15 protein-coding genes are annotated in these 14079 nt (G+C 62.5%); 4 read left to right on the top strand and 11 right to left on the bottom strand.

Going from position 1 to position 14079, the window contains the following annotated elements; translation table 11 throughout:
* Window positions 1–12 precede the first annotated feature (12 nt).
* Complete coding sequence (locus E5W70_RS25475; RefSeq protein WP_292663679.1) at window positions 13–627, bottom strand: hypothetical protein; 615 nt, start codon at window positions 625–627, stop codon at window positions 13–15.
* A gap of 74 nt (window positions 628–701) precedes the next feature.
* Window positions 702–1715 carry a ribonuclease gene (locus E5W70_RS25480; RefSeq protein WP_292663681.1) on the bottom strand — a complete coding sequence of 338 codons (1014 nt, stop codon included), beginning with the start codon at window positions 1713–1715 and terminating at the stop codon, window positions 702–704.
* Window positions 1716–1895: 180 nt separating this feature from the next.
* On the opposite strand from E5W70_RS25480, the gene E5W70_RS25485 reads away from it, so the two are divergent.
* The 3 genes from E5W70_RS25485 to E5W70_RS25495 are packed head-to-tail and all read left to right on the top strand — an operon-like array spanning window position 1896 to window position 5732.
* Window positions 1896–2876: an alpha/beta hydrolase gene (locus tag E5W70_RS25485; protein WP_292663683.1), complete on the top strand. Its 981-nt coding sequence runs from the start codon at window positions 1896–1898 to the stop codon at window positions 2874–2876.
* 34 nt (window positions 2877–2910) lie between these two features.
* Window positions 2911–4086: a CaiB/BaiF CoA-transferase family protein gene (locus E5W70_RS25490; RefSeq protein WP_292663685.1), complete on the top strand. Its 1176-nt coding sequence runs from the start codon at window positions 2911–2913 to the stop codon at window positions 4084–4086.
* A complete protein-coding gene (locus E5W70_RS25495) occupies window positions 4083–5732 on the top strand; it encodes a thiamine pyrophosphate-binding protein (protein WP_292663687.1) in 1650 nt (549 codons plus the stop codon). The genes E5W70_RS25490 and E5W70_RS25495 overlap by 4 nt, the downstream gene beginning before the upstream one ends.
* A 49-nt stretch (window positions 5733–5781) precedes the next feature.
* On the opposite strand, the gene E5W70_RS25500 is transcribed toward E5W70_RS25495, so the two are convergent.
* From E5W70_RS25500 to E5W70_RS25525, 6 genes are all read right to left on the bottom strand, one after another.
* Window positions 5782–6225, bottom strand: coding sequence for a CHRD domain-containing protein (locus E5W70_RS25500; protein ID WP_292663689.1), 444 nt, complete (start codon window positions 6223–6225; stop codon window positions 5782–5784).
* A gap of 152 nt (window positions 6226–6377) precedes the next feature.
* Complete coding sequence (locus E5W70_RS25505; protein ID WP_292663691.1) at window positions 6378–7349, bottom strand: ABC transporter substrate-binding protein; 972 nt, start codon at window positions 7347–7349, stop codon at window positions 6378–6380.
* A 40-nt stretch (window positions 7350–7389) separates the two neighbouring features.
* Entirely contained in the window at window positions 7390–8508 is a 1119-nt protein-coding gene (locus E5W70_RS25510) for an ABC transporter permease (RefSeq protein ID WP_292663693.1), read from the bottom strand.
* Window positions 8505–9374 carry an ABC transporter permease gene (locus E5W70_RS25515; RefSeq protein WP_292663696.1) on the bottom strand — a complete coding sequence of 290 codons (870 nt, stop codon included), beginning with the start codon at window positions 9372–9374 and terminating at the stop codon, window positions 8505–8507. The genes E5W70_RS25510 and E5W70_RS25515 overlap by 4 nt, the downstream gene beginning before the upstream one ends.
* Entirely contained in the window at window positions 9371–9844 is a 474-nt protein-coding gene (locus E5W70_RS25520) for a hypothetical protein (protein ID WP_292663698.1), read from the bottom strand. The genes E5W70_RS25515 and E5W70_RS25520 overlap by 4 nt, the downstream gene beginning before the upstream one ends.
* A 49-nt stretch (window positions 9845–9893) precedes the next feature.
* The gene (locus tag E5W70_RS25525) at window positions 9894–10682 is read right to left on the bottom strand and encodes an ABC transporter ATP-binding protein (protein ID WP_292663700.1); all 789 of its coding nucleotides are present in this window, start codon (window positions 10680–10682) and stop codon (window positions 9894–9896) included.
* A 176-nt stretch (window positions 10683–10858) separates the two neighbouring features.
* Here E5W70_RS25525 and E5W70_RS25530 point away from each other — a divergent pair, with 176 nt between their 5' ends.
* Entirely contained in the window at window positions 10859–11263 is a 405-nt protein-coding gene (locus E5W70_RS25530; protein ID WP_292663702.1) for a cupin domain-containing protein, read from the top strand.
* Window positions 11264–11298: 35 nt separating this feature from the next.
* Here the strand turns inward: E5W70_RS25530 and E5W70_RS25535 are convergent, their stop codons facing one another.
* The 3 genes from E5W70_RS25535 to E5W70_RS25545 all read right to left on the bottom strand — a co-directional run.
* Window positions 11299–11640, bottom strand: a complete 342-nt coding sequence (locus E5W70_RS25535; protein WP_292663704.1) for a hypothetical protein — start codon at window positions 11638–11640, stop codon at window positions 11299–11301.
* Window positions 11641–11669: 29 nt separating this feature from the next.
* On the bottom strand, window positions 11670–13121 hold the full coding sequence (hydA, locus tag E5W70_RS25540) for a dihydropyrimidinase (RefSeq protein ID WP_292663707.1): 1452 nt from the start codon (window positions 13119–13121) through the stop codon (window positions 11670–11672).
* A gap of 58 nt (window positions 13122–13179) precedes the next feature.
* On the bottom strand, window positions 13180–14079 hold a 900-nt coding region (locus E5W70_RS25545; protein WP_292663709.1), incomplete at its 5' end, for an allantoate amidohydrolase.

The following is a 14079-nucleotide window of genomic DNA, read 5'->3' on the forward strand; positions in this document are numbered from 1 at the left end:
CGATTGGCTCAATCAGGATTGTTTGCGCCGCTGCCATCCGCCGATCGCAACCGAAACCGCCATCAGCGCGATCGCCAGCCATTTCAACGCGGTGATAATCGGGCCGGCTTCGATATCATAGGCAATGAACAGAAGGATGCCCGGCACCAGCAGGCCGCAGAGCACGAGCGTGATCCGGTTGATCTGCCACGACACTTTTGCCGCAAGCGCCTGGTCGCCGGGCACGGCGACAAGCGCGGCGTGCAGCGACTTCGGCGCCACCAGTGCGGTCGAAAGGCGCAGCGAAATCGGCAGGCCGATGCCGATGATCAGCAAGGCGCATGCCGCCAGGAGCAGCGAAAACTTGAGCGCGCTGGTTTCGGCCGGTACCGGGAACAGCAGCGCCGCCAGCGGCAGGAAGACACAGAAGATACCGAGCGCAGCAATGGCGATGAAGATCGCCGCGTTGACCAGCGTGAATAATTGGTAGGTGCCGCCGCCGATGGGTTTGGCAAGCGTGGTCATGCGCACCCACTCCACTTCTGTGTAGGAAAAGCCCGGCCATTCCATATGGCCGTCGCGGATCGCCGTCATGCCCTTGGCCCAGAACGCCAGCCGCGCCAGCGCGCCGCTCGTCATGCCACTCATCGCCACCCCCTACGAATGTATGCCCTCAAGACGATACCATCCCCGGCGCATACCGACAGTCGCGTTCGGCCTGTTTACTGGAACCCGACGGCATCGACCGTGCCCTTCGGGCAGCCGGCCTTGGTTGTCTGCGCCGAGGCAAGCAGCAGGGCACCGAGCGAAGCGTTCGAAGCAATCGGGCCGGTCAGGCCGAGCGTCAGCTCGCCGATCAGCCGCCTGCCGCTCGAAGGATCGACCACGCAGGATACGCGGACCCGGTCGCCCGCGCCTTTGCCGAAGGCACTGTCGAAGGTGCTGCGGATCTGATCGGATGTCAGCTGCTTGCCGATGCTCTTGGTGAAGAGATCGCGCACCGGCGAAGCATTCACAGCGCGCATCAGGTTCAAGGCGTCGGAGAAATACTCCTGCTGGCTCTTTCCGTAGCAGGTGCCATGCTTGATCCATTCATGCCTTTCGAGGGCGGATGCAGTACCCGGCATCACCTGGTCGAGTTCCGTTCGCGTTTTCGGGTCAAGGGTGACCGGCGGCAAGTCGCGCCAGTGCGCAGGATCGTCGTTCGCCTTGTCGCTTGCGGCGACCTGGCAATAGAAATTTCCATTCGGCTGCGGCCACAACCCATGCAAGGTGAAGTGGTTCGCATCGAAACCGGCGGCGGTCTGCGCCCGGCATTCGGTCTTGCTGGATTTGGTCTCGCAGAAAGCCGGCTGCCAGCTCAGCGCGAAGACATATTCCGGTTTTCCGGACGCCGATGGCTTGCTCGGATCGGCAGGCGCCGGTGCAGCCGGCATCGTCGACGCGCTGCCGCCCGAAACATGGCCGCAGCCGATCTTGACCCAGCGGCGCTCCGGATCGGCGCCCGGCACCCGAATGAGATAGTGCGTTGGTGCGTCCTTGTTGCCGGCCAGCAGATCATAGCTCTGGCCAGCCGCGGTCGAGATGTTGCCGAGATTCTTGCCGCTCTTGATCGCCTGCGTTGCCGGACAGGCGGCATCCGCGACGAAAGAGCCGGTCATCTTCACATCGGCCCGCGCCGCGCCGGCAAGCAGCACGGCCGAAAGCGTCAATCCGAAAACAAAACCTGTCCGCATAAGGATCCCTCGGCTGAAAAAACTGCGGCAACAGACTGCCGTTGCCACCATGTCGGAATTGCGAACGTGCGGTAAACGTCCGCGCGCAAATCGGTCACGCCGGATTGACGCAAAACCGGCGCCGGCGCAAACAAAACTCGCGTCCGGTATCGTGTCGGGGACGTTGGAGACGACGCGGCGATGTCATTCGACCAACAGCTTGTGCTTCGATCGCCGACCGGCGCCGAGCTCAACCTTTCTGTGAAACACGCCACAGGCCAGCCGCGCGCCATCGTTCAGATCAATCACGGGTTGGCCGAGCACGCCGCACGCTATGCCCGCTTCGCCGATTTCCTCGGCGCGCGCGGCTACCTGGTCTATGCGCACGACCATCGTGGCCACGGCGCCACCAAGGCGCCCGACGCGCCACCTGGCAGGTTCGCCGATATGGATGGCGGTGCCAAGGTCATCGCCGATGTCGCTGCCGTCCATGATCTCATCGCCAGGGAACAGCCGGGCCTGCCGGTCATCGTCTTCGGTCACTCCTTGGGCGCGTCGGTCGCGCTGAACTTTGTCCTCCGCAACTCGGCGCGCATCCATGCCGCCGCGATCTGGAACGGCAATTTCTCGGCCGGACTGCTCGGCCAAATCGCGCTGGCCATGCTTGGTTGGGAAAAGTTCCGGCTTGGCTCAGACATGCCGTCGCGCCTGCTGCCCCGGCTGACATTCCGAGCCTGGGGCAAGGCCGTGCCCAATCACCGGACGCCGTTCGACTGGCTGTCGCGCGATGCCGTTGAAGTCGAGAAATACATCGCCGACCCGCTTTGCGGCTGGGATGCGTCGGTGTCGATGTGGCAGGACATCGTCAAGATGACGCTGCAATGCGGCAGCGACAGCAATTTTTCCGGCGTGCGGCGCGACCTGTTCGTCAATCTGGTCGGAGGCGAGCAGGATCCGGCCTCGGATGGCGGCAAGGCGGTCAGCCATCTTGCCGGCCGGATGCACATGATGGGTTTTTCGAATCTCGTTTCAAAGGTTTACGCCGAAACCCGCCACGAAAGCCTGAACGAGATCAACCGAGACATCATCATGGAGGATTTTGCCGACTGGGCCGACCGCGTGCTGAGGGCACAGCGATACTTGGCCCATAGCAAGGGCCGTGACAGCGGCGCGCGAGGTTGATAGAGGCTGCGCTTTCGACCAACCACGGTGATCCATGACTGAGCCCCCGCTCAAAGGCATCCGCGTCATCGAACTCGCACGCATCCTCGCCGGGCCATGGGCCGGGCAGCTGCTTGCCGACCTCGGCGCCGACGTGATCAAGGTCGAGAGCCCGGACGGCGGCGACGACACCCGCAAATGGGGACCGCCCTTCGTCATCGGCCATGACGGCGAGAACCTGTCGGCCGCTTATTACCATTCCTGCAACCGCGGCAAGCGCTCCATCGCCATCGATTTCTCGACGCCCGAGGGCGCCGAGACGGTGCGCCGGCTGGTCGCGACGTCGGACGTGCTGATCGAAAACTTCAAAGTCGGCGGACTGAAGAAATACGGCCTCGACTATGACAGCCTGAAGAAAATCAACCCGCGGCTGATCTATTGCTCGATCACCGGTTTTGGCCAGTCGGGACCGTACGCGCCACGCGCCGGTTATGATTTCATCATCCAGGCCATGGCCGGCATGATGTCGATCACCGGCGAAGCCGGCCGCGAACCGCAGAAGGCGGGCGTGGCTATTTCAGATGTTTTCACCGGGCTTTACTCGGTCATTGCCATCCAGGCGGCCCTTCGCCATGCCGAGAAGACCGGCAAAGGCCAGCATATCGACATGGCGCTCTTCGACACCCAGATCTCGACGCTCGGCAACCAGAACCTCAACTATCTCGTCTCCGGACAATCGCCGGTGCAGATGGGCAATGCGCATATGAACATCGCGCCCTACGAAGTGGTGCCGGTGAAAAATGGCCACATCATCCTGGCGGTCGGCAATGACGGCCAGTTCGCAAAATTCTGCGCTGCCGTCGGCCTAGACGAGCTGGCGTCGAACCCTGACTTCGCCACCAATCCCGCCCGCGTCGCCAACCGGGCAAAGCTGCGCGAGCACATGATCGAGGCGCTGAAAGCCTTCGATCGCGACCCGCTGCTGGCCAGGCTCGAGACAGCCGGAGTGCCGGCCAGCCCGATCAACAACATCGGCCAGATGTTTGCCGACCCGCAGACCATCGCGCGCGGCATGCGGCTCGACCTCGATGACGGCCATGGCAATCTCTTGCCCTCGGTGCGGGCGCCGATGGTCATGTCCGGCACGCCGCTGGTCTATGAACGGCCCTCGCCGCGTCTCGGCGAACACACCGAAGAAATCCTTGCCGAACTGGAGAGGTCAGGAAAATGAAGACCGGCGGACAACTCATCGTAGATGCGCTCGAAGCCAACGGAACGGACCGTATCTATTGCGTACCTGGCGAATCCTATCTGGCGGTGCTCGACGCGCTGCATGATTCATCGATCCGCACCATCGTCTGCCGCCAGGAGGGCGGCGCCGCAATGATGGCCGACTGCCATGGCCGCCTGACCGGCAGGCCCGGCATCTGCTTCGTCACCCGCGGCCCAGGCTCCACCAATGCCTCGGCCGGCATCCACATCGCGATGCAGGATTCAGTCCCCCTCATCCTGTTCATCGGCCAGGTCGCAAGCCACGCCAAGGGGCGCGAGGCCTTCCAGGAGGTCGACTACGTCAGGTTCTTCGGCGATATCGCCAAATGGGTGGTCGAGATCGACGATGCCGCACGCATCCCCGAATTCGTCACACGCGCCTTTGCGGTGGCGACGTCCGGCCGTCCGGGCCCGGTCGTCATCTCGCTGCCCGAGGACATGCTGACCAGCCTCGCCGAGGCACCGGAAGCCCGGCATTACAGCCCTGTCGAGACGCGGCCTGGCGAAGTCGAGCTCGACGCGCTGGACGTGTTGCTCAATAAGGCAAAGCGGCCCTTCGTCATCCTTGGCGGGACGCGCTGGGACGCGCAGGCCGTTGCACAGATGCGGACGATAGCCGAAGCCTGGTCGCTGCCGGTCGGCTGCTCCTTCCGCCGCCAGATGCTGTTCGACCATCTCCACCCGAACTATGCCGGCGATGTCGGCATCGGCATCAATCCCAAGGTAGCAACCGCCATCAAGCAGGCCGACCTTGTGCTGCTGATCGGCGGCCGCATGGGCGAGATGCCGTCATCCGACTACACGCTGCTGAAGAGCCCCTACCCCGACCAGACGCTGGTCCATATCCATGCCGACGCCGGCGAACTCGGCCGCGTCTACCGGCCGGCGCTGGCGATCAATGCCTCGCCTGCTGCTTTCGTCGAAGCCTTTGCCAAACGCAAGCCGGCCGCAACGCCGGTGTGGGCGGCGGAGGCAGCGAAGCTGCACGCCGCCTATCTCGACTGGTCGACGCCTCCGGAGAGCGGGCCCGGCGCCGTCCAGATGGGGCCGATCATGAATTATCTCGAAACGATGCTGCCGGACGACGCCATCCTCACCAATGGCGCCGGCAACTACGCCACCTGGGTGCATCGTTACCATCGCTTCCGGCGTTTCGGCACGCAGGCAGCACCCACATCCGGCTCAATGGGTTACGGCACGCCGGCGGCGGTCGCCGCCAAGCAGCTTTTCCCCGACCGCGACGTGATCGCCTTCGCCGGCGACGGCTGTTTCCTGATGAACGGCCAGGAATTCGCCACCGCCGTGCAATACGGGCTGCCGATCATCGTCATCGTCGTCAACAACGGCATATACGGCACCATCCGCATGCATCAGGAGCGCGAATATCCCGGCCGTGTCGTCGCCACGGATTTGAAGAACCCCGACTTTGCTGCTTTGGCCCGTGCCTATGGCGGCCACGGCGAGACGGTGGAAAAGACCGCCGACTTCGCCGCGGCCTTCGAGCGAGCGCGGGCAAGCGGCCAGCCGTCGATAATCGAGATCAGGCTCGACCCCGAAGCCATCACGCCGACGCGAACAATGACCCAGATACGGGAAAAGTCATGATCCGGTAGAAGGGCGGTCGCCCGCCCCTCTATCTGAAGAATGACCGGCGCTACATCGCCTTCTCGATTTGGCCGCGGATCTCACCGTCCGCGTGGGCCGCGGTGTGGACGTTGACGTAGTATTTGCCCGCCTCCAAGTCGGTGGCCTGGGCATCGGTCAATGTCGCCGAACCCTTGATCGGGCTCTTCAGCTTGCCTTCGAACGGCACCACCGGGTCGGCGTTTTCACCCTTTGCCGCGGGGCCGTGAATGTGTGCGGCCTTCGCCGGCCCGCTGAGGCCGGAATATCTCACGGTCCAGCTGAGTTTCTTGGTGGCGGTGTTGAACCTGAGCGTGGCGGTGCCCTTGCCCTTCGTGGTGACGGGCGGGTTCTGCTGAGCACCATCGAGCGTCGCCGTCATCTTTATAGTTTCGGCCAGGGCCGGTGAAGCAGAGAAGATGGCTGCAGAAATGGCCAGCGCCGAAAGCATCGGCGTGAAGGACTGGATGCGCATGGAAACCTCCGTTGTGACACCCTTGAGGCGGATGCACTGGCACAACGATTTTGCGAGCGGATGTTTCCGCCGGTAACGTTCATTTTACATCCCACTAAAAAGGGGCGGTCGCCCGCCCCTTTCCGTCTTCCAACAGAGCCTGCTTGATAGCTCTATTTGATGGCCTTGTCGGTGATCGCCGTCGTGTAGGCGCCGGTAGGCTCCTTGCTGATGATCTTCTGGTCGAGCAGCGCCTTGGCGGTGCGCTCGTAGGTCGCCGGATCGAGCTTGCCATCGGCATTGTCGATCAGCTTGGCGACTTCGCCCATCATGCGCTTCTGGTGGTTCTCGTCCTGGCCACCATTGTCCATGACGATGCCGGCCGCCTCCTCGGAATTATCGACGGCGTATTTCCAGCCCTTCATCGAAGCGCGCACGAAACGCACCATCTTGTCCTCGAAGGCCGGATCCTTGAGCTTGTCCTCCAGGGCATAGAGCCCGTCTTCGAGCAGATCGTTGCCCATGGCGGAATAGTTGAAGACGGTCAGTTCTTCCGGCTTGTAGCCGGCGTCGATGAGCTGCCAGTACTCGTTATAGGTCATGACCGAAATGCAATCCGCTTGCTTCTGGATCAGCGGCTGCACGTCAAAACTCTGCTTGAGCACGGTGACGCCGTCCGGCCCCCCGTCGGTCTTCAAGCCAAGCTTGTTCATCCAGGCATAGAACGGATACTCATTGCCGAAGAACCAGACGCCCAGGGTATGGCCCTTGAAGTCGGCTTCCGTCTTGATCGGGCCGTCCTTCGGGCAGACCAGCTCCATGCCGGCCTTCTTGAACGGCTGGGCGATGTTGACCAGCGGCACGCCCTTTTCGCGCGCAGCCAGCGCACCGCCCATCCAGTCGACGATAACGTCGGCGCCGCCGCCGGCAATAACCTGCTCCGGTGCAATGTCCGGGCCGCCGGGCTTGATGTCGACGTCGAGGCCCTCGGCGTCATAGAAGCCCTTGGCCTTGGCGACATAATAGCCGGCGAACTGTGCCTGGGTGACCCATTTCAGCTGCAGCGTCACCTTGTCCGCGGCCATCGCCTGGAACGCGGCAAGCGACATCGCGCCGGCCAGCATCGAAACAACAAGTCTTTTCATGTTTTTACCCTCTGAAGTTAGCGCCCTAAACCCACCGCCCCTATCCACCACGGACAGAGGGATGCCAAAACGTGACTGCTCTCTCGAAAAGAGCGACCACGCCATAAAAGACCGAACCCGCAAGTGCTGCAACTGCGATTTCCGCCCACACCATGTCGATGTTCATCCGCCCGACTTCCGTCGAAATACGGAATCCCATGCCGACCACCGGCGTGCCGAAGAACTCGGCGACGATGGCGCCGATCAGCGCCAGCGTCGAATTGATCTTCAACGCATTGAAGATGAAGGGTGCCGCCGCCGGCAGCCGCAGCTTGAACAGCGTCTGCCAGTAGCTCGAGGCATAGGTGCGCATCAGGTCGCGCTCCATGTGGCCGGAGGCGGCAAGCCCGGCGACGGTGTTCACCAGCATCGGAAAGAAGGTCATGATGATGACCACCGCTGCCTTCGACTGCCAGTCGAAGCCGAACCACATGACCATGATCGGCGCGACGCCGATGATCGGCAGCGCCGACACCATATTGCCGATCGGCAAAAGCCCGCGCCGCAGGAACGGCACGCGGTCGGCGGCTATGGCGACGAGGAAGCCGGCGATGCTGCCCACCACATAGCCGAAGATGACCGCCTTGAAGATGGTCTGCCTGACATCGGCCCCCAGCACCGGCAGCGAGCCGACGATGCGCGCACCGATGGCGCTTGGCGGCGGCAACAGGATGAAGGGAATGCCGGCACCACGCGTCACCGCCTCCCAGATGATCAGGATCCAGGCGCCGAAGATGGCCGGAATGACCAGGCGCAGGGCGGTTGACGCCCAGCGCGATGTCGGGCGAAACGACGACAAGACCGTTACGCAGCGCCAGGCCAAAAACCACGCCGCGACGAGCAGCAGATAGAAGGAGCCACGAGCGCTGCCCTCATTGCCGGTTATGCCGGCGAGCAGCATCCACGCCGCGCCGTGGGCGCCAAGGAACAGCAACGCCACCCCGATCATCGGTGGAAAGTTGTCGGCCTCGATTGCCACGAGCAGCAAAATGAAAATCAAAACCGTAGTCGCCATGCCGTAACCGGGCGTAGCACTGACGAGTGGCCAAAGAAGCAGCGCGCCGACAAGCAGGACAAGCGCGGCATACCCTTGCCAGGATCGAGGGGTGAGCGAGCTCATGCCGGCCTCCCGCCCATGGCGCGGTCGACTAGGCGCCCAGCAATGCCGACCAGCATAACCAGCAGCGCCGCGACCACCGAGCCGGCAACCAGCGCCGACCAGATGTCGATCGTCTGGCTGTAGTAGGCGCCGGCGAGCAATTTGGCGCCGATGCCGGCGACGGCGCCGGTCGGCAGCTCGCCGACGATCGCGCCGACCAGGCTGGCGGCCACCGCCACCTTCATCGAGGTGAACAGGAACGGCACCGAGGCCGGCACCCGCAATTTCCAGAAGGTCTGCGAGGGACTGGCATTATAGGTGTGCATGAGGTCGAGATGGGTGAGCTCGGGCGAGCGAAGCCCCTTCACCATGCCAACCGCCACCGGGAAGAACGACAGATAGGTCGAGATCAGCGCCTTCGGAATCAGCCCGGTGATGCCGACCGCCGCCAGCACGACAATGATCATTGGCGCCACCGCCAGGATCGGAATGGTCTGCGAGGCGATGATCCACGGCATCAGACTGCGGTCGAGCGTCGCCACATGCACGATGCCGACGGCAATGACGATGCCGAGCGCCGTGCCGAAAGCAAAGCCGAGCAGCGTCGACGACAGCGTCACCCAGGCATTGTAGACAAGGCTGCGGTTCGAGGTGATGCTACGCAGAAAGGTGTTTTCGAAAAAATTCACCGCCACCTGATGCGGCGCCGGCAGCGTCGGCTTCGGCTGTGCCAGCGTCTTGCCGATGAATTCCACAACGCCCGGTGTCTGATTGGCGCGGCGGTCGAGATCGCGCTGGAACGGCGCGTTGAGGATGACGGCCATGACGTACCAGACGACGACAAGCGCTAGAAGAATGATCGCAACAGGAAGAGCCGATTGCTTCATGTCTTTTTATCCGGCACGTCGACTTCCAAGGACACTTCGACCTTGCAGGAGGATGAGGTAATTGGATCATGCATCCGATACTCGATGCGCCACAGTCCGGAGGGATCTTGCGGTTCGGCGTTGATACCTAATGAAAAATCAACCAGGCGAAGATCGGTGAGAGGGCCTCTTGCCGGGCCGCTAAAGCAAGGCGTTGGAGGGACTTCGACCAGTTCGCCATTCGGCTTCTTGATCGTGGCTTCACAGACAATTTGAAATTTGCTGTCCTTGGCCGCAGCCCCGGCGAAAAATGCAACGACAAAAGCCGTTTGCCCAAGGCCGATTTTCTCAATGGTGCTAAAGTGCGGAGTTGCCTCCCGCGGCATGCTGTACCAAAGCTTCTCATAGTCCGCATTGTAGGTAACGATGACCGCAAGTTTCAAATCACCGTCAGCGACGTGAGACCAAGGCTTGGCGGTCTCCTGCGCCATTGTCGGACCGGGCAAAAACACACACAGCCCCAGCCAGATCAAAAACACCCTAATCATAGCTGTGCCCTGCCCTCAGCCCGTCGCGCACCCGTGCCGCGATGGCCAGAAACTCCGGCGTCTCTCGGATATCGAGCGGCCGCTTTTTCGGCAGCGTCGATTCTATGACGTCGCTGACACGCCCCGGGCGCGGCGACATGACCACGATGCGCGTCGACAGATAGACCGCCTCGGGGATCGAATGGGTGACGAAGCAGATAGTCTTGTTGGTCCGTTCCCAAAGCTCCAGCAGTTGTTCGTTGAGGTGGTCGCGCACGATCTCGTCGAGCGCGCCGAAAGGTTCGTCCATCAACAAAAGGTCGGCGTCGAAGGCCAGCGCCCGTGCGATCGAGGCGCGCTGCTGCATGCCGCCCGAAAGCTGCCAGGGGTATTTCTTTTCGAAGCCGCTGAGATTGACGAGGTCGAGGGTTCGCTTGATGCGCGCCGCCTGCTCCGCCCTGGACAGACCCATGATCTCCAGCGGCAGCGCCACATTGCGCTCGATCGTGCGCCACGGATAAAGCGCGGCCGCCTGGAAGACATAGCCATAGGCGCGGCTCTGGCGCGCCTGCTCGGGCGTCATGCCGTTGACGGAGATGGCTCCCGATGTCGGCTTCTCCAGATCGGCGATGACGCGCAGCAAGGTCGTCTTGCCGCAGCCGGAGGGCCCGATGAAGGACACGAATTCGCCCTTGCCGATGGTCAGGTCGACATTCGACAGCGCCTGCACCGGACCATCATTGGTCTGGAAGGTCAGGCCAAGCTTGCTTGCCGAAACAACGGCTGGCGATGCTCCCGTCATCGGCCGAAGCCTGTCGCTTCCAGCCACTGCGGCGCCGGCCGGAATCCCATTGATTTTACCCCGATGTTGCTTTCCACTCGACCAGTCCTACTCGCCCCGGTTCTATTCGCCCCGGTCCTATTCGCCCCAGTTCTACTCGCCCTTGTCCCATCAGATAGACGCCCGGAGTTGCCCCGATGTCGCCCAAACCGACGTGCCATCTTATCCGCCCTGAAAGCTCTTATGAAGGCAAGCAGGGCCTGAGCTATTTCGCCGGTATCGCCGCCGAAACAGTCGGCTCTTCCGGCATCTGCATGCATCTGCTGACCATGCCTCCGGGCGCCCGCGCCAAGGCGCATATGCACGAAAACCATGAAACCGCGATCTATGTGCTCTCCGGCGAAGTCCATACCTGGTATGGCGACCGGCTCGAACAGCATATCGTGGTCAAGGCCGGCGATCTTTTCTATATTCCCCCCGGTGTGCCGCATCTGCCGGCCAATCTGAGCGACGGCCCCGCCTCGGCGGTCATTGCCCGCACCGACCCCAACGAACAGGAAAGCGTCGTCCTGCTGTCGGAACTGGACGGGTTGGTCGCCTGAGTCGGGCATCGAGGCGGCGGCCGTCATCGGCACCGTCACGAACATGATTTCAGCGGCCCTATCTCATCAAGGCCGGGAATGGTCACGAAGAAACCGTCCCCTCCTTTGTTGATGACCTTGACGACATCCGTGGTCGTCCCCTCCTCGCCCTCGGCGAAACAGGTGGAGCTCAACAACAGGGTGCCAGGCGTCGTCGTCAGTCGCTGTGCGAACTGGCAGCCGCTGCCATAGGTTTCGACGCCGTCGGCAGTCAGCACGACATAATCGTCGCTGTCCTGATAACCGAGCCGTACACCAACGCAACCGACCTCATTGCCAAAGGAGCCGGCAAGGACGTCAGCCGCCGCCGGCCCGGCGACGAGGATCACCGCGGCCATTGAGATAATCGCTCCCTGGCTCGCCAAGCTCAAACGCCCGTCGCCGGGATGGCCGTCCGTTCCACCTTGCGCGGCGCGGAAATTTCCTTCCACGTCGACAGCGCCCGGTTGACCGCCGCATTCGGTTCGCGAGCGACGAACTCGCCATGGCCGGGCTTTGCCTTGACTTCGTTTTCCTCGATCGACAGTTCGCCGCGCGAGAAGACGAAGCGCGGCAGGCCGGTTACCTCAAAACCTTCGAAGACGTTGTAGTCGATCACCGACTGCTGCTTCTTGGCCGTGATCTTCTTCTTGCGCTTCGGATCCCAGACGAGGATGTCGGCGTCCGCGCCTTCAACGATGGCGCCCTTTTTCGGGTACATGTTGAGGATCTTGGCGATGTTGGTCGAGGTCACCGCGACGAACTCGTTCATCGTCAGCCGGCCGGTTTTGACGCCGGTCGTCCACAGCACCGGCAAACGATCCTCGAGCCCGCCCGTGCCGTTCGGGATCTTGGTGAAGTCGCCGACGCCGTTGCGCTTCTGTTTGGTGGTGAAGGCACAATGGTCGGTCGCCACCACTTGCAGCGACCCGGCCTGCAGGCCGGCCCACAGCGAATCCTGGTGCCATTTGTTGCGGAAGGGCGGGCTCATGACCCGCCGCGCCGCATGGTCCCAGTCCTTGTTGAAATATTCGCTCTCATCCAGCGTCAGGTGCTGGATCAGCGGCTCGCCGAATACCCGCATGCCTTTCTGGCGCGCCCGGCGAATGGCTTCGTGCGCCTGCTCGCAGGAGACATGCACGACATAGAGCGGCACGCCGGCCATGTCGGCGATCATGATGGCACGATTGGTCGCCTCGCCTTCGACTTCCGGCGGGCGCGAATAGGCGTGTCCCTCCGGACCATTATTGCCTGCCGCCAGTAGCTTCTGCGACAGTGCCGCCACCACGTCGCCATTCTCGGCATGGACCAGCGGCAGCGCGCCAAGATCGGCGCAGCGCTGGAACGACGAATACAGCTCGTCGTCGTCGACCATCAGCGCGCCCTTGTAGGCCATGAAATGCTTGAACGAGGTAATGCCCCTGTCGACTACGGTGGCCATCTCGTCGAACACCTGCTTGCCCCACCATGTGATCGCCATGTGGAAGGAATAGTCGCAGGACGCCTTCGAGGTCTTGTTGTCCCACATCTGCAGGGCCTCGAGCAGCGATTGCTGCGGTGCCGGAAGGCAGAAGTCGACGACCATGGTCGTGCCGCCGGCAAGCGCGGCGCGCGTGCCGGATTCGAAATCGTCGGCCGAATAGGTGCCCATGAACGGCATTTCGAGATGCGTATGCGGGTCGATGCCGCCCGGCATCACATAGCAGCCGCTGGCATCGAACTCATGGTCGCCATGCAGGTTCGAACCGATGGCAACGATCTTGCCGTGCTGCATCAGCACATCGGCCTTCCAGGTGCGGTCGACGGTGACGACGGTGCCGTTTCGGATGACTTTGGACATTTTCTTGTTCCCTTATTCTGTTCGCGCTTCTTGCGAGCGGCGTTGCGAGGCTATCCCATCATTCGACAATGACCGCCGTGTCCACCACCGCATGGAACAGCACGTCTGCGCCGGCCGCCGCCCATTCCTTGGTGATTTCCTCGGCCTCGTTGTGCGACAGGCCGTCGACGCAGGGACACATCACCATCGCCGTCGGCGCGACGCGGTTGATCCAGCAGGCATCATGGCCGGCGCCGGAGACGATGTTGCGATGCGTATAACCCAAGCGCTCCGCTGCATCCCGCACAGCCTTGACACAGCCCGCGTCGAAGGTGACCGGATCGAAATGACCGACCTGATCGATTTGATATTTGATGTCGAGCGCGTCACAGATCGTGTCGATGCCTTCGCGGATGCGGCCGTCCATGGCGTCCAGCACCTCCTTTTCCGGCGAGCGGATGTCGATGGTGAAGACGGTGCGCCCGGCGATGATGTTGCGCGAGTTCGGATAGACCTCCATATGGCCGACCGCACCGACGGCGTCGGGTTGGTAGTCCATCGCGATTTCGTGCACCAGTTCGATCACGCGCGCCATGCCGAGCCCGGCATTGCGGCGCTTCGGCATCGGCGTCGAGCCGGTATGCGCCTCCTTGCCGGTCAGCGTCACCTGCAGCCATTTCAGTCCCTGGCCATGGGTGACGACACCGATGTCGATGCCCTCGTCCTCGAGGATCGGGCCCTGCTCGATGTGCAATTCGAAGAAGGCGTGGATCTTGCGCTCGCCGACTTTCTCGGTGCCCTTCCAGCCGATCCGTTCGAGCTCCTCGCCGAATTTCTTGCCGTCCTTGTCGACATGCGAATAGACGTCGGCCTGATCGAGCATGCCGGCGAAAACGCCGGACGCCATCATCGCCGGCGCAAAGCGCGCGCCTTCCTCGTTGGTCCAGTTGGTGACCACGATCGGGTGCTTGGTCTTGAT

This window comes from Mesorhizobium sp., assembly GCF_005063415.1.
Lineage (GTDB): Bacteria > Pseudomonadota > Alphaproteobacteria > Rhizobiales > Rhizobiaceae > Mesorhizobium.

Coding starts and splice junctions, on each gene's coding strand:
- E5W70_RS25475 (WP_292663679.1), bottom strand. CDS start 627: ATGAGTGGCATGACGAGCGGCGCGCTGGCGCGGCTGGCGTTCTGGGCC.
- E5W70_RS25480 (WP_292663681.1), bottom strand. CDS start 1,715: ATGCGGACAGGTTTTGTTTTCGGATTGACGCTTTCGGCCGTGCTGCTT.
- E5W70_RS25485 (WP_292663683.1), top strand. CDS start 1,896: ATGTCATTCGACCAACAGCTTGTGCTTCGATCGCCGACCGGCGCCGAG.
- E5W70_RS25490 (WP_292663685.1), top strand. CDS start 2,911: ATGACTGAGCCCCCGCTCAAAGGCATCCGCGTCATCGAACTCGCACGC.
- E5W70_RS25495 (WP_292663687.1), top strand. CDS start 4,083: ATGAAGACCGGCGGACAACTCATCGTAGATGCGCTCGAAGCCAACGGA.
- E5W70_RS25500 (WP_292663689.1), bottom strand. CDS start 6,225: ATGCGCATCCAGTCCTTCACGCCGATGCTTTCGGCGCTGGCCATTTCT.
- E5W70_RS25505 (WP_292663691.1), bottom strand. CDS start 7,349: ATGAAAAGACTTGTTGTTTCGATGCTGGCCGGCGCGATGTCGCTTGCC.
- E5W70_RS25510 (WP_292663693.1), bottom strand. CDS start 8,508: ATGAGCTCGCTCACCCCTCGATCCTGGCAAGGGTATGCCGCGCTTGTC.
- E5W70_RS25515 (WP_292663696.1), bottom strand. CDS start 9,374: ATGAAGCAATCGGCTCTTCCTGTTGCGATCATTCTTCTAGCGCTTGTC.
- E5W70_RS25520 (WP_292663698.1), bottom strand. CDS start 9,844: ATGGCGCAGGAGACCGCCAAGCCTTGGTCTCACGTCGCTGACGGTGAT.
- E5W70_RS25525 (WP_292663700.1), bottom strand. CDS start 10,682: ATGACGGGAGCATCGCCAGCCGTTGTTTCGGCAAGCAAGCTTGGCCTG.
- E5W70_RS25530 (WP_292663702.1), top strand. CDS start 10,859: ATGTCGCCCAAACCGACGTGCCATCTTATCCGCCCTGAAAGCTCTTAT.
- E5W70_RS25535 (WP_292663704.1), bottom strand. CDS start 11,640: ATGGCCGCGGTGATCCTCGTCGCCGGGCCGGCGGCGGCTGACGTCCTT.
- hydA (WP_292663707.1), bottom strand. CDS start 13,121: ATGTCCAAAGTCATCCGAAACGGCACCGTCGTCACCGTCGACCGCACC.